The following is a 20,265-nucleotide window of genomic DNA, read 5'->3' on the forward strand; positions in this document are numbered from 1 at the left end:
CCGACCCGGATGATCATCTAAAGTGGATCTCACTACACTTCGCCCGGTGATCAACAAGAGACGATCGGCGGCCGTCCTGTTGGGACTGCTGGCCGCGACCGCGCTGATCGGTCCGGCGCCCGCCACGGCCGACGACGAGACCACCGAGCCCCCGGCCGAGCCGCCCAAGGTCGAGCTGGTGCTCGACGTCAGCGGCTCGATGCGGGCCCGGGACATCGACGGGCGCAGCCGGATCTCGGTCGCCCAGCAGGCGTTCAACGAGGTGGTCGACGCGCTGCCGGACGAGACCCAGCTCGGCATCCGGGTGCTCGGCGCGACCTACCGGGGCAAGGACAAGAAGCAGGGCTGCCAGGACACCCAGCAGATCGTGCCGGTCGGCCCGGTCGACCGGGCCCAGGCGAAGGCGGCGGTGGCCACGCTGCGGCCGACCGGCTTCACCCCGGTGGGGCTCGCGCTCCGCTCCGCCGCCCAGGACCTCGGCGTCGGCGCCACCGCCCGCCGGATCGTGCTGATCACCGACGGGGAGGACACCTGCGCCCCGCCGGACCCGTGCGAGGTGGCCCGGGAACTGGCCGCGCAGGGCACCCGGCTGGTGGTCGACACCCTCGGCCTGGCCCCCGACGACAAGGTACGCCGGCAACTGCTCTGCATCGCCGGAGCGACCGGCGGGACGTACACGGCGGCGCAGAGCGCGGACGAGCTGACCGGCCGGATCAAGCAACTGGTGGACCGGGCCCGGGACACCTACACGGCCACCCCGACGGTGGTCGGCGGCGCGGCGGAGTGCGAGACCGCCCCGCTGCTCGCCCCCGGCGTCTACACCGACCGGGAGGCGTTCTCCGAGCACCGCTGGTACCGGGTGCCGGTGCGGGCCGGACAGGAGCTGCGGGCGTCGGTCAGCGTGGCGCTGGATCGGCCGGTCAACCCGGACTACGGGGTGCTGTTGCGGGCCACCGCGCCGGACGGCCGGGAAATCGTCCGGGGCGTGGACGCCGGCAGCGGACGCACCGACGTCATCTCCGCCGGCCTGCGCTGGTCGGCGACGGAGGAGACCCCGACGCCCACGCCCGAGCCGACCGGTACGCAACCCGCGCAGACGGTCTGCCTGGTGGTCAGCAACGCCTTCGCACCCCGCCCCGGCACCGAGGCCACGCCCGGCATGCCGATGGAGCTGACCGTCGACGTGGTCGCCTCGTCCCCCGCCCCGGACGGTCCGGACCTGGGCCGCGGCTGGGCCCTGCTGCTCCTGCTCACCCTGGCCGGGCTGCTCACCGGGCTGGTCGCCGGGCTGCTCACCCGCTGGTGGGTCGCCACCTGGAGGGAGAACTGAGGATGCGTACCCTGCTCAGGTCCGCCGCGGCGCTGGTCGCCGCCGGACTGACCCTCGCACCGGCCGCCGCCTCGGCCGCCCCCACGCCCACCCCCTCGCCCGGCGCGGCGACGGTCACCAAGGCGGGCACGTCCTTCCTCACCGCCACCGCGATCACCGCCGGCCAGCCGGTCCGGGTCGGCGCCTCGACCGGTGACCACCTCTACTGGGCCTTCCCGGCCGAGGCCGGGCAGGTCCACGAGGTCAGCGCCACGGTCACCTTTCCGAAGGGCCGCAGCGGCAGCTCCACCTGGACGGTCGACGTCTTCGACGGGCTGCGCCGCCGGCAGGCCTGCACGGCCGGGGCCCAGACCCCGACCGTGGCCGCGGCGGCGACCAGCGTGACCCTCGGCTGCACGCTGCGCCGGGTCCGGCCGTGGGCCGAACCGTGGTCCGCCGACCCGCTGCCGGGCACCTACTACGTCCGGCTCTCCGTGGTCGACCTGCCGGAGCCGGATCTGGGCCTGCCGATCGACGTGGACCTGCTGGTCGCGGCGGACGGCGAGGGCGGCGCGTCCGACGACGACGGGGAACTGGCGGCGCCGCTGGTGCCGAACAACCGCGCCGGGACGGTGCTGACCACCGAGCCGACCGCCGAGCCCGTGGCGGAGGACGAGAGCAGCCTCACCGGCTGGCTCCCCGAGCCCGGTTCACGCTGGGTCTGGACCACGGCCGGCGGCATCCTCGCCGCGGTGGCCGGGGTGGTCGGCTTCGCCCTGACGCGGCGGCCCCGCCGCCGGTGAACCGCCCGTGGTGGCCGTTCCGCCGCTCCGGGGCGGCCACCACGTGGAGGAGGTCAGGCGGTCCGCGGATTCCGCGGCACCCACCCGATGAACCGGTCCTGAAGGGACGAGACCGGCGCGGCGCGCAGGTCCTGGCTGGCGGCGGCGAGGCACGATCCTAGATAGACACTCAGCGAGGCCCGGTCGACCCGGTACTCGTCGAGCAGCCGGGTCCGCTTGGTGTGGCAGGGCCAGTCGTCACCGCAGGTGCCACAGGTCCAGTCGGGAGTCACCGGAGTATGCTCGCCCGGCTGCGGTCCGGATTCGTCCCCACCTGTCATCCCATATCCCCTCAGTTCGCCCGGACAACCCGGCCGGCACTCGACTCGCGCCGCCGTCGAATGTGGATCTCGGTCCCCCCCGGTGACGCCCGAACAGCGCCACGCAACTCTCCGGCGTTACATCACTGCGGTACGTTCACCGGTCATGGCCCCGGTGGAGGTGACCTGCCGGTGCCGACCGACCGGCTCCGGCGCCGAGATGGCGCGGCTGCGGTCGTACCTGAAGGAGGTGGGTGGTGCGTGACCTGCTGCCGCCGGCGGTCGCGGTGGCCGTGGCCGGTCCCGACGACTGGGCCGGCGACCTGCTCCCCGCCGAGCTGACCTGCCTGTCCGACCGCGCGGTGCCGAGCCGCCGGCGCGACTTCACCGCGGGCCGGGTCTGCGCCCGGCGGGCGCTGGCCGCGCTCGGGCTGCCGGCGGCGCCGGTGCCCGCGGCGCCCGACCGGTCCCCGGTCTGGCCGGCCGGCGTGGTCGGCGCCATCACCCACACCCACGGCTACTGCGCGGCGGCCGCGGCCCGGTCCGGCGAGATCCGGTCGGTCGGCCTGGACGCCGAGCGGCACCGCGAGCTCAATGCCGGGGTACGCCGGATGATCTGCCTGCCCGAGGAGGAGGCGGACCTCGCCGGGCTGCCCACCGGCGTGTCCTGGCCGGCGGTGGTGTTCAGCGCCAAGGAGACCGTCTACAAGCTCTGGCACCCGGTCGTCGGCACCTGGCTGGACTTCCACGACGCCCGGGTGACCCTCGACCCGGACGCCGGGACGTTCATCGCCCGCATCGCGCCGGCCCGGCTCCACGCCGCCCCGGTCGCCGACCCGCCGGCGCTGGTCACCGGGCGGTTCAGCGTCGACGCCGACCTGGTCCGCACCGCCGCGGTGCTGCCGCTGTCCTGAGGCCGTGGCGGATGGCTTGTCCGTCACCGGTACCGTCGGTGCCCTGCGACTGACGGCGGGGTGCCGGCCGGGTGCGCCAAGGCGTTGACCGGCCGGCACGAGCCGACAGGCGGAGCCAGGACCTCAGCGGGTGACGTCGTGCACGTGGTGCTCGATGTCGTGCAGGAAGTAGACCGCGAAGGTGCGCACCGTGAACACCGAGCCGTTGCTGCGCCGGCCCGGCCGCTCCCACTGGTCCGCCCGGACGGCGTCGAACGCCGCCGCCGTCGCCTCCGCCTCCGCGGCCAACTGATCGGCAACCACGGCCGGGGTCTGGTGGAAGTAGTCCTCCTCGACGGCGGTCGCGTCCTGGTCCCAGTTGGCGAAGACCGGGTCGTCCTCCCGCAGCATCAGCTCCAGCCGCTCACGGAAGATCCGGCAGGTGTCGCGGACGTGGCAGGCGTACTCCACCGGGGACCAGACCGTCGGCTCCGGGCGCACTGCGGCGTCGCTGCGGGCCAGGGCAGCCCGCCAGGTCGGGATCGCGGCGCGCAGGCGCTCACCGGTCGATGCGACGTCCTGCGAGGAGAAGCCGCACTCCGCGCAGCCCTCGGTGATGACGAAGGTCCAGTCGGCGGTCTCCGGGGTGATGGCAGGTGGCTGCTGCATGAATGGAGTCTGCCATCCCGCCGGCGGATCGCCGACCCGTGGGTGACCTCCCCTCACCAGGCGGCCCGCACCACCCCGAACCGCTAGGGTGCACTCTCGGCCGAGCGGCGGAGGACAAGATGGACAACCGAACGGATCCGATCGAGATCATCGCCCGGGTGTCAGAGCAGGACGGCAAGCAGCGTGCCTTCGAGGTGTGGCTCTACAAGGCCGACAAGGAAGGCTGGTCGGTGGCGGTGGAGTCGACCTCGGTGGAGGCACCGGGCGACGAGTGCGGAGTCGTCGACATCGAGGGTCTGAGGTACCGGATCCGCCACGCGAGGCGAGTCCGGCAGCACGTCGCGATCGTGCCCGCCGGGCAGCATCTGATCGCTGCCGCTGTCAAGCTTTCCTTGGCGAGTCGGACGGCTTCTCCTGGACATCGGAGTTCGTGCACGCGGCTTGGGCTGAGCCAGTCATCGACGATGACTAGAGACCACGCTCGCCGCAGAGGGACGGACACGGCGGCACCAGCCGCCTGGGATCCACCGACATGCACCGCCAGTAGCAGCCGCAGGTCGAGACGTCCGGCCGCGGGTCACCCAGGAACGGGACGACGAGCCGGGCGACTCGCCCCAGCCCACGGCCTCGGCGCCCGGCGGCCCCCGGCGGCGGTTTCCGACCCTGGTCACGGCCATCCTGGTCCCCGTCCTGGCCGTTAATCCCTCGCCGGAGCGGGTGCCCGCAATTACCGTCGGGCCCATGAACCAGGTCACCGAGGCAGAACTGCGTGCGTCCTTCGTCAACTGCACTCGGGGCGAGCGGGCTCGGATCGCACTGCCCGGGCCGCTCGCCACGGTTGACTTCGACCGCCTCGATTTCCTCGGCTGGCGCGATCCCAAGGCACCCGACCGCGCTTGCCTGGTCACCCAGGCCGGCGATCGTCTGGTCGGCATCGTGCTGAGGGCGGCGGCGAAGTCGGCGAAGTCGCTCACGAAGAGCACGATGTGCTCGCTGTGCATGACCCTGCACGCCTCCTCGGGCGTCGCGCTCTTCTCGGCACCGCTCGCTGGGGCGGCCGGCCGCAACGGCAACAGCGTCGGCACCTACATGTGCGCCGACCTGCAATGCTCGCTCTACGTACGTGGGCTGCGAAAGTCAGATGCGATCGGGCGGATGAACGAGACCATCGACCAGGCCGAGCGCGTCGACCGGCTCCGTCGGCAGGTCGGCCTGTTCATCGACAACGTGCTCGCGTCGAACCTGGTGTGAGGGCCATGCTGTCGGCGTTGCTGTCAGTCGGCCCAGCACGGGCCTTGATGTTCCGGGAACCCCCGGTGGGGTGGCGGCCCAGCCGGGGAGCGAACCGGCGAGGTCCTGACTCACTTGGCAGCTACTTCTCCGGGGTGCCCGGACCAACCTCGCCACGCTCCAGGTGCTCGGCGTTGCGGTCGGCTTCGCTGTGTGCGTGCGCAGCCGCGGCGCCCGGGTCGGTGGTTCGGCGTCCCTCGGCATCCTGATACACCTCGCCGGTCTCGAGCGCTTGCTCCTCCTGCCGCCGATTCTCAGGGGTTGTCATGACCGCCCCATTACCCTGCACTTGTATCAGCAAACGGCCGCACCGGCGACAACATCAGGCTCAAGCAGCAACACCCGCAACGACATCTTGAAGCGGGCGGTGACGGCTACCAGCAAGGCCCTCCCTTGCAGCGCCGCCCGTCACCTTCGCCGCTACTTGGACCAGCCGCACCGCGGCCGATCGTCGCTGCTCGAAGACTTCCTGTTCGGGAGCTGACCAGGGGTTTTCACCCACCGGCCGGCGGGGACGCTGGTCGGGAGGGCGGACGGCGCCCCCGTCCGCCGACACGACAGGGAGTCGACATGAGCTTCGAGAGGGCGAACGACAAGGTCGAGCAAGTGGCCGGCCCGGCCAGGGCGCGAATGGGCGACATGAACCAGGACGAGCGGTCGCAGGCGGAGCGGGCGATGCGTCGGGATGAGGCCGAGGGCAAGCAGCCCGGCGAGCACGTCCAGGAGGACGCTAGGAACACGAGGGACAACTTCACCAGCTGACCCGGCACGACCCGCCGGCCCCGGCCTGCATGCCGGGGGCGGTGCGGTACTCCGCTGCTGCGCAAGATCGACAAAGGCCGTCTCCGACCAGCGGAAGCGGCCTGGCGGCGGGAAGCCGGCGGACGGCATTTAGCCGTCGCTCGGAAGCGGTGCGCCAACCACGTCATAACAACGCCGAATACCGTGCCGGCGTGTATCCGTGAAGCTGACGCCCACCCGCACTCCGTCCTCGACGATCCACCGAACCGTGTACGCCGCCCGGTACGTCGGCGGCCAGAATGAAGCGAAGGTCCCGTCACCCGTAACAGACCACTCGCCAGCTGACGGTGTGCCCCTGTCGACGTAGGTCGTTCGACCACCCGCCGTGAATGATTGCGTTGCACCGTCTTGCAACACAAGCTGTGCCGCGGTCAGGGCGGCGATCATGTCCACCGCATCGACCGGCTGGCCATCGACAACGTCCCGAGCGGAGGGAACAGGGTCCATCGAATTCTCCTGACATCGGGCAAGACACTGGCCGCCGCCATCTCGCAGCGGCTACGACATGTCGAACGACCAACTCGGAACAATCTCTAACCGCACTCTATGGACGCTATCGTCCATTATACTCGGAGGCATCCGCCAGATAAGGACGCACCGCCACGACCGTTAGGCGCGCTGCTGCTGCTCTAAACCACCGATGGCCAGCGAGGTTTGCCGACCGGTGCCACGCCAGGCTATTCTGGACGCGATGGTCCAGTTGATATATCCCGGATTGCGGGCGACCACGTGCCCACCGGGGAGAATCTCATCACCGGGGCACTCGCTGACGATGACGTCATGGGCGTGTACCACATCGACATCCACCGGCCGAGTGGAAGCACGGGTGGCAGCGGGATCGCGGCCGCCCGGCCACTTGGGGACGGGCGCATGGCAGTGATCACACGCGGCTTCGGCGGCCGCAGACGCGACGACACCCACCTCCCGCCCGGCCAGTACCGCACGGACGACTTCCCGGTGATGTGAGCGCCAAGAATCCGGTCAATCGTGGCGAACCCGGATGATGCCAACGTCTCCGACGTCGGTTACGCAATAGTCCGAGGCAGGAAACTCCTGCCACTTCATCCGACCTGACTGGGCACCCCTAGGTCGCTGACCAGACGCGAGATTCAGGAGACAACAATGGCGGCCAACGCCGAGGACATGATCACGTTGACCAGTGCCCGGCAAGATTTGGGTGGCTCGGACCTGTCTGGAGCCACCGCGCCCGACGTGGAAGACTTCGTCATCACCGACAACAGCGCGCTCGGCATCTACGAGGCCGCGATAACGGGCCGGACAGCCGCTGGGCTCGTCTACAGTAAGGTCGGGAACCGCGTCGTACTGTTGGCGACATCCGTGCTCCCCGAGTTCCGGGGGAAGGGAGTAGCCGCCAGGCTCATCGGCGGCGTCCTCGACGAGCTGCGCATGCAAGGAAAGACCGCCACCGTCACGTGTCCGTTCGGCGCAGCATTCGTGAATGCTCATCCGGAATATGCCGACGTTCTAGACCCGGCATTCCCTCGGTCGCACACAGCCGGGCATGGGCATTGAGCACGCGTCGACGCGTCTGAACGCGCGCCGACCGCTGAGAAGGTTCAGGCCCACTGGACGAGGCCGTCCAGTTGTGGCCGGACCGTTCAACCAACACGAACAGGGAGCCGAAATGTCTGAGTCCTATTCACTCGCCACTGAACCCGAAGGCGTCGTCGCGTCGCTGGTTGAGCGATTTAACTCCGGCAAGGTCAGCGCAATGATGGCCCAGTTCGAGCCGGGGGTCGTGCTCGTCGCGAGAGACGGGCGACCCGTCACTGATCCCACTGAGATCGCTGCCGAACTCGAGCGCGATATCAGTCTCGGTCTGCCGCTGAAGGCCAAGGCGCGCCATGTGTTCGTTGCCGGCGATATCGCCCAGATCGTGCTAGACTGGTCAATTGATGGCACAGGTCCCGACGGCGAGCACGTACACCTCGAAGGCTCGGCAAGTGATGTCGTGCGCCGCGGCGCGGATGGACGCTGGCGGTACCTGATCGACAATGCTCTTGGGACGGCGGTGCGACAGCCCGCCTGAACACGTGGCCGCCACGTGGTGAAACTGCCCGTATCACGAAGATTGGGTTTCCACGCTCAAGCCTCAGGTGAACGGGCCGTCGGTTGGGTAATACCACTGCGCTTCATTGGTCGAGATTTTGGACCTGTGCGCCTGAATTCTCCGGGAGACGACGGAATCCCACGTGGTGCCGGCGGCTCCGGGCGGCTCGCGTACGACGGCGGTACCGCCATGGTGGTGCTATCGATCGGATTTCAGCTGAAGGAACCAGGTGCGGATCATCGGCAGCCGCCGATGGCGGCGCCGATGTGGTCGACGTCGCCGAGGTTGACCACGTCCACGGCGCCGCCATGGGCGGCCACCTGCTCGCGGCACCACTGCGTGTGCTCGGGCACCACATCCCGGTCGCCGCGCCCGGCGTAGAGCCTGACCGATCGCGAGGTCAGGTAGTGCGGCCATGGCCTGCGGGCCGTGGGCGGTGCGGGCTTGGGAGCGGTCCTCGTCGTAGGCCGTGTTTCAAAGCTGGGAGCTGGTGCGTTGTTAGTGGGCGTGGCCGCGGCAAGTGTCAGCCGGCCAGAAACACCAGGCGGTCGAGCTGCTCGCCAGTGTGCACTTCGGGTCTCCCACGTCGGGTTCAAGGGGATGACGCCAAAGCGCCGAGAGCGAAGGGGAGAGTCGGTGCCGTCTCCCGAGCAGGACAAGGCTGAAGTCGTCCGTGCGGTACTGACAAGGCGGGAGATCGGTGTCGTCACGTCTGCGGCCGCCGAAACCGCGCGTGATCACCGCCAGGCATCCCCTCCTCCTGTGGCCGGGCGGCCCGCAATCCCACCGCCACCCGTGCTTCCACTCGGCCGGTGGCTGCCGATGTGGTACCCACCCATGGCGACGTCATCGTCAGCGAGGGACTTGAGCGCCCAGATGCTTTCAGAAACCCCGGTCGTGGTATAGCGCTGGATCGCATGTCAACGATCACAAAACGCTCAATTCCGGTCGTGTTCACCCCGCCCGCCCTGTACCGGCCTGGCCTCGCCGTCGGCCGGGACGCCCAAGCCCTGCACCGCGCCGCCACGCCGGAGTTCTCCGGCTGGCTGGAGCACACCCGCCCCGCCGGCGGCTGCGCCCGCCCTATCCGCCTCACCGGCACCATCACCGCCGTCGACCGTGACACCGGCCGGGTCTTGACAGAGCAGCACACCGACGAGCTGCCCGACCAGACGCTCTACAAGGCGTGCGGCAACCGCCGCGAATCGCAGAGCCCGGACTGCGCCTGGGCCTACCAGGGCGACGCCTACCAAGTGGTCCGCTGCGGCCTGACCGGCGGCAAGGGCGTCCCCGCTCGGTCGGCCAGCACCCGGTCGTCTTCGCCACCTTCACCGCCCCGTCCTTCGGCCCGGTCCACCACCGGCACGTCCCCCGCCACACCTGCGCCACCCGGCAGCGCTGCGACTGCCGCCCCGCCCCCTGCCGCGCCCGCAGCAGCGCCGGCACCTGCCCGCACGGGCAGCGCGCGGCGTGCTTCGCCCGCCACGACGCCGACGATCCGCGGCGCGGCCAGCCCTTGTGCCTGGACTGCTACGACCACGACCACGACAGGTTGTCTGGAACTACTTCTCCGGCGACCTGTGGCGGCGCACCAAGCAGGCGATCGAACGCCACCTCGCCGCGCTCTGCCGCCGACGCGGCATCCCGCTCGTTCGGGTCGTCACCGCCTCCGGCAAGGTCCGCTGGGTGCCGCCCGTACGGGTGTCGCACGGCAAGGTCGCCGAGATGCAGCGCCGAGCGGCCGTGCACTTCCATGCCCTGCTGCGCCTCGACGGCGTCGACCCCGACGACTTGGACGCGCTCGTGCCGCCGCCGGCCGGAATCACCGTTGACGACCTGGAGGAAGCCGTCCATGCCGCCGCCCGCCGGATCACCGTCACCACACCCCCGCACCCCGACCAGCCGAGCGGGTGGGTCGTGGCCTGAGGCGAGCAGGTCGACGTCCGGCGTATCAACAGCGCCAGCGATGAGCTGACCGATGGCAAGGTGGCCGCCTACCTGGCCAAGTACGCCACCACGGCGACCGAAGCGACCGGCCACTCCTTCACCCGCCTCACCCCGGCCACCGTCGACGACTACGCCGACCCGGAAGGCGACCACCTCGCCCGCCTCATCGACGCCTGCTGGCACCTCGGCAGGCCCACCCACAGCGACACGACCAGCGGCGCCGTAACCGCCAGCAACCGTCAAGACAGCCTTGACACCAAACCCAACGTCTACGGCGGGCTGCGCCGTTGGGCCCACATGCTCGGCTTCGGCGGCCACTTCCTCACCAAAGCCCGCCGCTACTCCATCACCTTCGGCCTGCTCCGCGATACCCGCGCCACCTACCGCCGAACCGAGGACGACGACGCCACCGACACAGCAATGGTCGGCGTTCTCAGCTACGCCGGCTCCGGATGGCTCACCGAAGGCGACGCACTCCTGGCCAACACCGCCGCGCGGCAGCGACGCGAAAGCAGACGCATCGGCCGGGAAGAACTCGCCCACGAAGCCTGGCTCACCGGGGCCGCCACATGAGCCATGACCTCACCCCGCGCTGGTACTCAACTGGCGAGGTCGCCGTCCTGCTCGGCTTCGGCATCTCCAAGGTCAAGATGAAGATCGCCACCGGCGAGCTGCGCTCCATCAAGGACGGCAAGTACGCCGCATCGTCCCCGAATGGGTCGACGACTACAGCCGCGAACAGGTCGAACGCCAGGAGGCCGCCTGATGCCCGCCCACACCCGCGCCAACGGCGAAGGCTCGATCTTCCCGTACCGTAACGGCTTCGCCGCCTACGTCTGGGTCACCAAGCCCGACGGCAAACGCACTCGCAAGTACGTCTACGGCAAGACCCGCGAGGCCGTCCACGACAAGTGGATCAAACTGCACCAGCAGGCCAAGGCCCGCCCGGTCGTCACCCGCCTGCCCACCCCTCGCCGACTACCTCGACTCGTGGCTCCGCGACGTCGTCGAGCCGAACCTCGCCCCCACGACGGCGGCCAACTACGACATGTTCGTCCGCCTCTACATCGCGTCCGAGCTGGGTTCCCGCCGCCTGGACAAGCTGACGGTTCGGGACGTGCAGACCTGGCTCAACCAGCTGCGGTCTACTGCCAGTGCTGCCTACAGGGCAAGGACGCCGTACGACCCGAGGACAAGCGGAAGTGCTGCGCCGCCGGCCGCTGCTGCCAGCGAACCGTCTCCGAAACGGACCGCCCGCGACGCCTGGACGACGCTCCGCGCCGCCATGCACAACGCCGTCCGGGACGAGCTGCTGACCCGCAACCCGGCGGCACTGCTTCGGGTGGCCAAGCCCCGCGCGCGCAAGGACAAGCCGTGGTCCGTCGACGAGGTTCGCCAGTTCCTGGAATCGGCCCGCGCCGAGGGCGACCCGCTCTACGCCGCGTACGTGCTGATCCTGGTCCTCGGGCTGCGCCGGGGCGAGGTGCTGGGCCTGCGGTGGGAGGACGTCGACCTGGCCGCCAACGAGCTGTCGGTGGCCTACCAGCTCCAGCGCATCCGCCGGCAGCCCCTGCACCGCGAAACCAAGACCGAGGCGTCAGACGCGACCCTGCCCCTGCCGGCCATCTGCACCACTGCCCTGCGCTCGCGTAGAGAAGATCAGCAGCGACACCAGGAACACGCTGGCCAGCTCGGCGAGCAGTTCCTGTGAGCTGCGGTACTTCACTGCTGTACAAGATCGAAAAAGGCCGTCTCCGACTAGCGGAAACGGCCTTTGACCTGGGGTGGAGCTGAGGGGATTTGAACCCCTGACCCCCTCGATGCGAACGAGGTGCGCTACCGGTCTGCGCCACAGCCCCTCCGCCGGCGAACCGGCGTCGGTCCCACCCGGCTTTCACCGGGCGGGCCGGCGACAAGGCTAACAGGTCGAGCACCTCGACCGCGAATCGCCCCTCCGACGACCCAGCCTTGATCCACTCGGCAGACGGGAGGTTGCGGTGTCCGAGGCGGGCCGGGATGCCGGAACGTCCCGCAAACGGAGTCGATCAACCGGAGGCGGCCGGGTCAGGCCGAGTGGGAGCCTCGGCCGGACTGGTAGGGGCGGCCGCGGAGGCCGCCGGTGCGGCGGTAGGAGACCGAGCCGCCGGCCGCGGCGGCCGGAAGGTCGGCGGGGCGGTCCAGGCCCATCGCCGTACGCCGGACCGCCTCGCGTTGGGCGGCCAGGCGGCGCTGGGCCTCCCGGCGGGCGGCGGCGCGGCGGGCCTGCTCGCGGCGCACCTCGGCCTGCCGGGCGGCCAGCCAGGCCGCCTCCCGGGCCTCCGCGCGCCGCCGCCGGCGCTCGGCGAGGGCACGCTGCCGCAGGTGTACGACGTACGCCACCAGCAGCATCCCGGTGACCGAGACGCTGATCCAGAACCCGGGGCTGACCACGACCACGCCGATCAGCTCGACGAAGTTGAGCAGCAGCAGCGCGGCGAGCACCCGGCGGCGACGGTAGATCGCCGGGGTGTGGTGGCGCCGCTTCGGCGGGTGCCGTCGGCGGGACCGGTTCGGGGCGGGCGGCACCGCGCGCAGCCGGTTCGGGCGACGCGGGCCGGGCGGCGCCGAGACCGGGGCGGCCAGACTCCCGGTGTTCGGGTCTTCACTGAGCGTGACGATCAGGGAGCGGGACGGGTTGACCGGGCGCCGTCCCGGCACAGTGCGGCGCCGCCGGCGGCGCTGGAGCACCCGCGCCGTCGACTGCGCCCGCTCCGCCACCAGCCGCTCGGTGGCGTCGTACCGGCGGACCAGCGCCGGCGCGAGGGCGAGCAGGCCGGCGGCGGCGAGGACGGCGAGGAGCACCGAGGTCGGCACCCTCACCCCTCCCGTCACCGAGTTCGGAGCAACCGCCGCTCGGCCGCAGAATCTTCCCCGGATGGTCGTCCACGGCGCAGATCTTGCGGGCGGGCAGCGCTTGCCAAAGCTTGCAGTTACTTGAGGTTACGGGCCGCCGACCGGGTTGACCGTGCGCCGCGCCGGGCGTCGGGGGTGGGACCCTTCACCCCGCGCTGTCACGTACGCGGTGCCAGCGGGCCAGCAGCCCGCCCTCGGCGGCAACCTCCTCGTTGGTCATCGCGTATCCGATGTGGTCCCGCCAGGCGCCGTCGATGTGCATGTAGCGGACGTGGTAGGCCTCCTCGCGGAAGCCGAGTTTCTCCACCACCCGCCGGGACGGCCGGTTCTCCGGCCGGATGTTCACCTCGACCCGGTGCAGTCCGCCCGGGCCGAACGCGTGGTCCACGGCGAGCGCCACCGCGGTGGGGATCACCCCGCGACCGGCCACTCGGGAGTCCACCCAGTAGCCGACGTACCCGGAACAGAACGCCCGCCGGACGATGCTGCCGATGTTGAGGTGGCCGACCAACCGCTCCTTCCCCTGCTCGCGCAGGCAGACGGCGAACGGCATGCCGTCGCCGGTACGCGCCGAGCGGCGCTGGTCGGCGTGGACGTAGCGGAACGCGGCGGGCGAGTTCGACTCGTCCCAGCTCCCGGGCAGGTGCGACTCCCAAGGGGACAGCCAGGCCCGGTTGGCGCGGCGCACCTCCGACCAGGCGGCCGCGTCGGAGCGCCGGTACGGCCGCAGCACCACCGGACCGTCCACCAGCACCGCCGGCCAGCCGGGCGGCCGCTGGAACCAGCTCACCGAGCCTGCCTTCCGCGCACGGCTGCGGGGCTCGCGAGCTCACTCCTCGCGCTCACCGACGCCGGTCCAACAGGAGCACGTCCACAGTCGAGCCGGCGGCGGCGGTGGTGACCCGCTCACCGAGCACCAGCAGCCCGTTCGCCTCGGCGAGGCCGGAGAGGGTGAACGGTCCCCCGCTGAGCGGCTGCACCGTGTACCCGCCGCCGCGCCGCTCGGCCACGTGCGCCGGGCGGAACTCGCGCAGCCCCACCGGGGAGGAGAGGGTCTCCAGCAGGTGCGCCCGGACGCTGGGCCGGAACACCGGCTCCGCGCCGGCCAGCAGCTGGATCGCCGGCCGGGCCAACACCTCGAAGCCGATCAGCGCCGCGCCGGGCTCCCCGGGAAGACACACCACCGGCACCTCCTCGGCGCCGACCGTACCGAATCCGAGGGCCGTTCCGGGATAGAGGGCGACGTCGGTGAAGGTCACCGGTCCGGCCCGGCCGCCCTCCCGCCGGGACAGGATCCGGCGGACCATGTCGCCCGGGCCGGTGCCGGTGCCGCCGGTGGTGATGATCAGGTCGGCCCGCAGCGTCTGGTCCTCCAGCAGGCCGCGCAGCCCCTCCGGGTCGTCGTCGCAGATCCCCACCCGGTACGCCAGCGCGCCCGCCTCGGCGGCGGCGGCGGTCAGCGCGTGCGAGTTGGCGTCCACCACCTGGCCGGGCTGGCTGCCCCGGCCCACGTCGACCAGCTCGTCGCCGGTGGCCACGATGACCACCCGGGGGCTCGGCCGGACCACCACGTGCCCGATGCCGGTGGCGGCGAAGACGGCGACCAGCGCCGGCGAGACGTACGTGCCGGCGCGGGCGAGCAGGGTGCCGGCGGGCAGTTCCTCACCGGCGCGGCGGACGCCGTACCCCCGTTTGGGGGCGCGGAAGATCTCCACCGCGGCCATGCCCTGGTCGGTCCACTCCACCGGGACCACCACGTCCGCGGCGATGGGCAGCGGCGCCCCGGCGGCGACGGAGAAGCACGAGCCCGGGGTGAGCCGGACCGGCCGCCAGCTCGCCGCGCCGAGGTCGCCGACCACGTTCAGCCGGATGCTGCGCCCACCGGGCGTACCGGAGGGGGCCGGGACGTATCCCGGCCCCCGGCTCCCTCCGGAGATGTCCTCCCAGCGCGCGGCGTACCCGTCCACCGCCGCCTGATCGAAGGCGGGGAACGAGTGCGGCGCGAGGACGTCCTCGGCGAGGACATTGCCGTACGCCTGGGTGAGGTCGAGGTCGAGCGGAGGCAGCGCGCGTAACCTGCGCAGCACGCTGCCCAGGTAGTCGGCGAGCGGCGTCAACCCGTTCGCGGCCGCCTCGGCGTCGGCCGTCGCGGTCATGTATTGGGACCGCCCGACGCGTTGCGCACCCCGTTCAGGATCGCCGAGGTGACGGTCTCGTCGCCCTTGTTGACGAACTCGGCCAGCCACTTGCGGAACTCGGGGCCCAGGTCCTCCCGCTCGACGGCGATCTGGACCACGGTCTGCAGGTAGCCGAGCGGCATGCCGGTGTCGTAGCGGGTGCCCCGGTAGACGATGGCGTGCACCGGCACCCCCTCGGTACGCAGCAGCTCCATCGCGTCGGTCAGCTGGATCTCGCCGCCGCTGCCCGGCTCGGTCCGGCGGATCGCGTCGAAGATCTTCCCCGGCAGCACGTACCGGCCGAGGACGGCCAGGTTGCTCGGCGCGTCCTCCGGCTTCGGCTTCTCCACCATGCCGGTCACCTTGACGACCTCGCCGATGTCGGTCAGCTCGGCCTCCGCCGGCTCGACCGAGGCGATCCCGTACCGCTTGGTGTCGGCCGGGTCGACCTCGAAGAACGCCAGCACGACGCCGCCGGTGCGGGCCTGCAGCTCCAGCATGGCCGGCAGCAGCGGCTGGTCGAGCTTGACGAACTCGTCGCCCAGCAGCACCGCGAAGGGCTGGTCGCCGACGTGCGACTCGGCGTACCCGACGGCGTGGCCGAGGCCGAGCTGCTCGGGTTGGCGGCAGGTGTAGATCTCGGCCAGCTCGCTGGGGCGGCGTACGGCGGCGAGCGTCTTGGCGTCGCCCTTCTCCTCGAGCTTGGCCTCCAGGTCCGGGCGGCTGTCGAAATGGTCCACCATCGACGTCTTGCCCCGGCCGGTGATCAGCAGGACGTCGCCGATGCCGGCCTGGGTGGCCTCCTCGACGATGTACTGCAGCACCGGCCGGTCGACCACCGGCAGCAGCTCCTTCGGCACCGCCTTGGTGGCCGGCAGGAACCGGGTGGCCAGGCCGGCGGCCGGAATGACGGCCTTGACCGCGTGCGGACGACCGGTCGCGGCGGTCGTTGAGGGATTCGCTGAGTGCTCCGACATGTCGCGAGACTATCGGCCACGGCTCTGCCGCGGCGGGTGAGGACCGGAAGACGCGCCGCCCGGGGGCCCGGCCGCGGCGTCCACGGCACCGGCCCGGGGCAGTCCGTCTGGCGGGCTGACCGCCCCGGCCACCACCGGGATCTCCTGGGTGGGCGTCGGGTCCGGCGGCTGGGCCAGCCGATAGCCGTCCCGGCCGGCGGCCTTGGCCGCGTACAGCGCGTCGTCCGCCGCGTCCAGCACCTGCTGCCCGGTGGCGGCGTGGTCGGGGTAGACGGCGATGCCGATGGAGACGGTCACCGGCACCAGCACCGGCTCGCCCGAGTGCCCGTCCACCGGGACCGGGCCGCCCCGGACCACCGCGCCGAGCCGCTCCGCGACGATGGCCGCGCCCCGGGCGTCGGTCTCCGGCAGCAGCACCACGAACTCCTCGCCGCCGTGCCGGAAGGCCAGGTCCACCTCGCGGATCTCCCCGCGTACCCGGCGGGCGAACTCCACCAGGACGGCGTCCCCGGCGGCGTGGCCCCAGGTGTCGTTGACGTCCTTGAACCGGTCCAGGTCCAGCGCCAGGACGCTGAGCATCCGGCCGAACCGGTTGGCCCGCTCCACCTCCCGGCGGATCGACTCGCGCAGGTAGCGGTAGTTCCACAGCCCGGTGAGCGGGTCGGTGAGCGACAGCCGCTGCGCCTCCTCGTGCACCCGCACGTTGTCCACCGCGACCGCGGCGTGCCCGGCCAAGGTGCGCAGCGTCTCCAGGTCGTCGTCGTCGAACTCGTCGGCGCCCACCCGGTCGTAGAGGGCCAGCACCCCGAGCGTCCCGCCGGCCGCGCCGCCGCCGTCGCCGTCCGCGTCGGCCGGCGGGTGTCCCGGCCGGTCGGGGCCGCCGCGCCCGCCCAGCTCCGCCGCCCCGGGCGCGGCGAAGGGCACCGCGATGTACGTCTCGCAGAGCGGCTCGCCGGTCGGCGCGGTCGCCGGCTCCCATCGGCCGCGCAGCGGCTCCCCGGTGGCGACCACCGCGCCGACGACTCCCGCGCCGACCGGCACCCGCAGCGTCGCCGCGTCCGTCGGGTCCGCCGCCGGCCAGCGTCCCTCCAGCCCCTCGGCGCACTGCCCGACCAGCACACCACCGGCGTCGAGCAGCAGCACCGCCCCGGCCCGGGCGCCGGTCGCCGCGATCGCGCTGTGCAGGATCACCCGCAGGATGCGTTGCAGGTCGTGGGTGCTGGCCAGGGTGTCGCCGAGCACCGCGAGGTGTCCGCGCAGCTGGTCCCGGCTGCTGGTCAGGGCGGTCACGTAGGTGCCGGTCTCCCGGGTCATCCGGTTGAAGGCGAGGGCCAGCCGGCCGATCTCGTCCCGGCTGCGCACCGGGACCCGCGTGTTCAAGTCGCCGTGGGCCACCCGGTCCACCGCGCCGGCCAGCTCCACCAGCGGCCGGGTGGTGACCCGGGCCAGCCGCCCGGCGGCCAGCACCGCCAGCAGCGCGGCCAGCACCACCGCGGCGACCAGCGCGGCGTAGAGGCCGGGTGGGCGTTCACCCGGGACGGAGAGCACCAGCGGCAGCGGCTGCCCCGGGGCGGGGCCGGCCCGGCGGACGTACCGGCCGTCGGCGGTCTCGGTGACCCGGTCCCCGTCGACCCGGTCGGCGGCGGCGAGCACCGCCGGGCGTACCCCCCGGTTCTCGGTGGTGTGGGTGACCCGGACGGGCCCGGCCGCGTGGTCGAGCAGGGTGACCGCGACGCCGGTCACCGCGGCGAGCCGCGCGACGAACGCCGGGTCGACGGGTTGGGCGGCGGCGACCGTGCCCAGGTCGGCGCCGGCGGGGTCGCGGAGCTGGACCCGGGCGGCGAGCGCGCGGACCGGCCCGGCGGCCGACGGGTCGCCGGAGCAGTCCTGCCAGGGCTCGTCCGGCCCGCCCGGCGTGACGTAGGTGGTCCGGCCGGCGGTGTCGGTGACCCGGACGGCGGCGGCCAGGCCGCGGCCGACCACCTGGGTGGCCGCGCCGGGCCGGGCGGCGGGGTCGGCGACCAGCGCGACCGCGTCGGCCGCCGCGCGCAACTGCTGGCACAGCGCGTCCACGGAGGTACGCACCCCGGCGGCGGCCAGCCCGAGCCGCTCGGTGGAGCGGCCCCGGTCCAGGGCCGACATGGTCGAGCCGACGAAGAACGCGCCGAGCAGGACGGGGCCGAGCACCACCGCGAGGAAGGCCGCCGTCAACCGCCCGCGTAGCGTCAAGCTTCCCCCCGGAAGTTCCGCGCCCGATGCTGCGATGCTGACACAGAGCGACGGGGAGGCAAGCGTTGCGTCAGGAGTGTTGCGTGCCGGAATTTTCTGATGGAGCGGATGTGACGCATGGGGCGAAGCGGGACATGCGGATCGCACTTCTCGCCCACCGCCGGTCGCTGACCGCCGCCCGGCGTGCGGAAGCGGCGGCGCGCGTGCAGGCCGAGCTGGTCTCCCTGGTACGCCGGCTGCGTCCGACCCGGATGACCGCGTACGTCCCGGTCGCCTCGGAACCGGGCGGTTCGGACCTGCCGGCGGTGCTGCGGGCGGCGCTGGAGCCGGCGGCCGAGCTGCTGCTGCCGGTGCTCCGCGACGACTTGGACCTGGACTGGGCGGCGTACACGGACCCAGAGTCGCTGGTGGCGGCCGGGCGTGGGCTGCGTGAGCCCGTCGGACCCCGGCTGGGGCGGTCCGCGGTGGCCGACGCCGGATTGGTGGTCGTCCCGGCCCTCGCGGTGGACCACCGGGGGCTGCGGCTGGGCCGCGGCGGCGGCTCGTACGACCGGGCGCTGGCCCGGGTGCCCGTGACGACCGTCACGGTGGCGCTGCTGCACGACGGGGAGCTGGTGGCGAGCGTCCCCGCCCAGCCGCACGACCGGCCGGTACGCGCCGTGATCACGCCCGCCGACGGGCTGCGTACCCTTGCGGAGGCACCCGGTGTGGGACCGCCCGCTTCCGCTGGACGAACCCGGGCCCGATGACGCACCATTGGCACTCGAATACGTCGAGTGCCAACCGGCCGTGCCAGATCCGGAGGAGAACGTGCCCACGTACCAGTACGCCTGCACCGCGTGCGGCCACCAGCTCGAGGCGGTGCAGTCCTTCTCTGACGAGCCGCTGACCGAGTGCCCCGCGTGTGAGGGGCGGCTGCGCAAGGTCTTCAACTCGGTCGGCATCGTCTTCAAGGGCTCCGGCTTCTACCGCACCGACTCGCGTTCGTCGGGCTCGGACACCCCGGCGGGCACCCCGAGCAAGCCGGCGAAGTCGGAGTCCACCTCCGGCGGCGACTCCGGCTCCTCGAGCAATCCCTCGACCAGCACGTCGAACGGCTCGTCCGGCTCGACCAGCGGCGGAACCACCAAGGCCCCGGCCGCCAGCACGTCCAGCTCCTCGTCCTGACCCAGCTGTCTCGCCTGGCCCGCGTCCGTCGGTCCGCTGGCTCGCTCAGGCCCGTGGGTGGCACGCTGGCACGCTGGCTCGCGTCCGGGCGATGATTCATTCAAGGACGCCAAGTCGGGGTATACCAAGTCCGGCTGACTCCCCCATGTCGGCGAGCCGGAGTCGATCATGCGCTTAACCGGCCCGATCCGCTTCGGCTGTCACCGGCGTCGAGGGCCGCGGCCCGGCTCGCCGAGCCCGGTCGACCGTCCGCTCGGCGCCGGCCCCACGAAGCCGCTCGCCCGTAACACATGGCCTGCCGCCGCGGGTTGTCCACGCTGAGAGCTTGTCCGGCCCCGTTCGGACAGGCGGGCCGGTTGTCCATAGGCGGGCCGGCGCTCGCCTGCCTCCCGGGTCTCCTGCTCCTACCCTGCTGACCGGGCGCTGGCCGGACGGCGGCGCCGGAACGGCCGAGACGGGAAGGCGCTGGCGTGACGGCGAGCGAGGGCTGCCGAGTGTTCCCGGTTGGTGTGTGTTGGTGGCCTTGGAGGAGTGGCTTGCGGTGTGGATGGCGCATCGTGAGGGAGATCCGGTGGTCGGCGGCGCCGCTGTGGTGACGGCGGGACGGTGGCGGTTTGCGGGTGAATGTCGTACCGGGTGGCTATCGTGCTGCGCGTGGCGGGCCGGGAGCGGTTGAGTGTGGTGCAGGCGTACCGGTTCGCGTTGGACCTGACACCCCGCCAGGAGCGGGCGGTGCTCGCG

Annotated in this window: 19 protein-coding genes, 1 tRNA gene and 3 pseudogenes; 13 read left to right on the forward strand and 10 right to left on the reverse strand. The window is 72.1% G+C overall.

The window, feature by feature from the left end:
* The first annotated feature begins 46 nt into the window (after nucleotides 1-46).
* Nucleotides 47-1,330 (forward strand): VWA domain-containing protein, encoded by a 1,284-nt coding sequence (locus tag ACFOYX_RS11845; protein ID WP_322439696.1) that lies wholly within the window; start codon nucleotides 47-49, stop codon nucleotides 1,328-1,330.
* Between the two features lie 2 nt (nucleotides 1,331-1,332).
* Nucleotides 1,333-2,112, forward strand: coding sequence for a peptidase (locus tag ACFOYX_RS11850; protein ID WP_109799943.1), 780 nt, complete (start codon nucleotides 1,333-1,335; stop codon nucleotides 2,110-2,112).
* A 53-nt stretch (nucleotides 2,113-2,165) separates the two neighbouring features.
* On the opposite strand, the gene ACFOYX_RS11855 is transcribed toward ACFOYX_RS11850, so the two are convergent.
* The gene (locus tag ACFOYX_RS11855; protein ID WP_322439697.1) at nucleotides 2,166-2,384 is read right to left on the reverse strand and encodes a hypothetical protein; all 219 of its coding nucleotides are present in this window, start codon (nucleotides 2,382-2,384) and stop codon (nucleotides 2,166-2,168) included.
* 284 nt (nucleotides 2,385-2,668) lie between these two features.
* On the opposite strand from ACFOYX_RS11855, the gene ACFOYX_RS11860 reads away from it, so the two are divergent.
* On the forward strand, nucleotides 2,669-3,325 hold the full coding sequence (locus tag ACFOYX_RS11860) for a 4'-phosphopantetheinyl transferase superfamily protein (RefSeq protein WP_322439698.1): 657 nt from the start codon (nucleotides 2,669-2,671) through the stop codon (nucleotides 3,323-3,325).
* A 123-nt stretch (nucleotides 3,326-3,448) separates the two neighbouring features.
* On the opposite strand, the gene ACFOYX_RS11865 is transcribed toward ACFOYX_RS11860, so the two are convergent.
* Nucleotides 3,449-3,973 (reverse strand): DinB family protein, encoded by a 525-nt coding sequence (locus ACFOYX_RS11865; RefSeq protein ID WP_322439699.1) that lies wholly within the window; start codon nucleotides 3,971-3,973, stop codon nucleotides 3,449-3,451.
* 741 nt (nucleotides 3,974-4,714) lie between these two features.
* Between ACFOYX_RS11865 and ACFOYX_RS11870 the strand changes: the two genes are divergently transcribed.
* Nucleotides 4,715-5,224, forward strand: a complete 510-nt coding sequence (locus tag ACFOYX_RS11870; RefSeq protein ID WP_322439700.1) for an FBP domain-containing protein — start codon at nucleotides 4,715-4,717, stop codon at nucleotides 5,222-5,224.
* A gap of 121 nt (nucleotides 5,225-5,345) precedes the next feature.
* Here ACFOYX_RS11870 and ACFOYX_RS11875 read toward each other — a convergent pair whose 3' ends face one another.
* Nucleotides 5,346-5,531: a ribonuclease gene (locus ACFOYX_RS11875; RefSeq protein WP_109799959.1), complete on the reverse strand. Its 186-nt coding sequence runs from the start codon at nucleotides 5,529-5,531 to the stop codon at nucleotides 5,346-5,348.
* A gap of 302 nt (nucleotides 5,532-5,833) precedes the next feature.
* On the opposite strand from ACFOYX_RS11875, the gene ACFOYX_RS11880 reads away from it, so the two are divergent.
* Nucleotides 5,834-6,025 carry a general stress protein CsbD gene (locus ACFOYX_RS11880; protein ID WP_109799948.1) on the forward strand — a complete coding sequence of 64 codons (192 nt, stop codon included), beginning with the start codon at nucleotides 5,834-5,836 and terminating at the stop codon, nucleotides 6,023-6,025.
* A 648-nt stretch (nucleotides 6,026-6,673) separates the two neighbouring features.
* Here the strand turns inward: ACFOYX_RS11880 and ACFOYX_RS11885 are convergent.
* Nucleotides 6,674-6,871 (reverse strand): hypothetical protein, encoded by a 198-nt coding sequence (locus tag ACFOYX_RS11885; RefSeq protein ID WP_322439701.1) that lies wholly within the window; start codon nucleotides 6,869-6,871, stop codon nucleotides 6,674-6,676.
* Nucleotides 6,872-7,186: 315 nt separating this feature from the next.
* Here ACFOYX_RS11885 and ACFOYX_RS11890 point away from each other — a divergent pair, with 315 nt between their 5' ends.
* The 6 genes and pseudogenes from ACFOYX_RS11890 to ACFOYX_RS11915 all read left to right on the forward strand — a co-directional run bounded on the left by ACFOYX_RS11890 (nucleotide 7,187) and on the right by ACFOYX_RS11915 (nucleotide 11,793).
* Complete coding sequence (locus tag ACFOYX_RS11890) at nucleotides 7,187-7,597, forward strand: GNAT family N-acetyltransferase (RefSeq protein ID WP_322439702.1); 411 nt, start codon at nucleotides 7,187-7,189, stop codon at nucleotides 7,595-7,597.
* A 112-nt stretch (nucleotides 7,598-7,709) separates the two neighbouring features.
* Complete coding sequence (locus tag ACFOYX_RS11895) at nucleotides 7,710-8,114, forward strand: DUF4440 domain-containing protein (RefSeq protein ID WP_322439703.1); 405 nt, start codon at nucleotides 7,710-7,712, stop codon at nucleotides 8,112-8,114.
* Nucleotides 8,115-9,052: 938 nt separating this feature from the next.
* Nucleotides 9,053-10,655 (forward strand): annotated as a pseudogene (locus ACFOYX_RS11900) (replication initiator).
* Nucleotides 10,652-10,848: pseudogene (locus tag ACFOYX_RS11905) on the forward strand (excisionase family DNA-binding protein). The pseudogenes ACFOYX_RS11900 and ACFOYX_RS11905 overlap by 4 nt, the downstream one beginning before the upstream one ends.
* A gap of 264 nt (nucleotides 10,849-11,112) precedes the next feature.
* A pseudogene (locus ACFOYX_RS11910) lies at nucleotides 11,113-11,163 on the forward strand (hypothetical protein); the annotation flags it as partial.
* Between the two features lie 204 nt (nucleotides 11,164-11,367).
* Nucleotides 11,368-11,793, forward strand: coding sequence for a hypothetical protein (locus ACFOYX_RS11915; protein ID WP_377533983.1), 426 nt, complete (start codon nucleotides 11,368-11,370; stop codon nucleotides 11,791-11,793).
* A gap of 74 nt (nucleotides 11,794-11,867) precedes the next feature.
* Here ACFOYX_RS11915 and ACFOYX_RS11920 read toward each other — a convergent pair.
* The 6 genes from ACFOYX_RS11920 to ACFOYX_RS11945 form a co-directional block, all read right to left on the reverse strand.
* Nucleotides 11,868-11,941: transfer RNA gene (locus tag ACFOYX_RS11920), tRNA-Ala, on the reverse strand.
* A 205-nt stretch (nucleotides 11,942-12,146) separates the two neighbouring features.
* On the reverse strand, nucleotides 12,147-12,941 hold the full coding sequence (locus tag ACFOYX_RS11925) for a hypothetical protein (RefSeq protein WP_322439704.1): 795 nt from the start codon (nucleotides 12,939-12,941) through the stop codon (nucleotides 12,147-12,149).
* A gap of 178 nt (nucleotides 12,942-13,119) precedes the next feature.
* Nucleotides 13,120-13,728 (reverse strand): GNAT family N-acetyltransferase, encoded by a 609-nt coding sequence (locus ACFOYX_RS11930; RefSeq protein ID WP_201749451.1) that lies wholly within the window; start codon nucleotides 13,726-13,728, stop codon nucleotides 13,120-13,122.
* Between the two features lie 88 nt (nucleotides 13,729-13,816).
* Complete coding sequence (gene glp, locus ACFOYX_RS11935; protein ID WP_322439705.1) at nucleotides 13,817-15,130, reverse strand: gephyrin-like molybdotransferase Glp; 1,314 nt, start codon at nucleotides 15,128-15,130, stop codon at nucleotides 13,817-13,819.
* Complete coding sequence (locus ACFOYX_RS11940; protein ID WP_322439706.1) at nucleotides 15,127-16,128, reverse strand: UTP--glucose-1-phosphate uridylyltransferase; 1,002 nt, start codon at nucleotides 16,126-16,128, stop codon at nucleotides 15,127-15,129. Before ACFOYX_RS11940 ends, glp begins: the two co-directional genes overlap by 4 nt.
* 9 nt (nucleotides 16,129-16,137) lie before the next feature.
* Nucleotides 16,138-18,357, reverse strand: coding sequence for a diguanylate cyclase (locus ACFOYX_RS11945; RefSeq protein WP_322439707.1), 2,220 nt, complete (start codon nucleotides 18,355-18,357; stop codon nucleotides 16,138-16,140).
* An 83-nt stretch (nucleotides 18,358-18,440) separates the two neighbouring features.
* Between ACFOYX_RS11945 and ACFOYX_RS11950 the strand changes: the two genes are divergently transcribed.
* Nucleotides 18,441-19,106, forward strand: coding sequence for a 5-formyltetrahydrofolate cyclo-ligase (locus ACFOYX_RS11950; RefSeq protein WP_322439708.1), 666 nt, complete (start codon nucleotides 18,441-18,443; stop codon nucleotides 19,104-19,106).
* Nucleotides 19,107-19,146: 40 nt separating this feature from the next.
* On the forward strand, nucleotides 19,147-19,524 hold the full coding sequence (locus ACFOYX_RS11955) for an FmdB family zinc ribbon protein (RefSeq protein WP_377533984.1): 378 nt from the start codon (nucleotides 19,147-19,149) through the stop codon (nucleotides 19,522-19,524).
* The last annotated feature ends 741 nt before the right edge of the window (nucleotides 19,525-20,265 follow it).

This window comes from Micromonospora sp. GCM10011541, from assembly GCF_042650725.1.
Lineage (GTDB): Bacteria > Actinomycetota > Actinomycetes > Mycobacteriales > Micromonosporaceae > Micromonospora > Micromonospora sicca.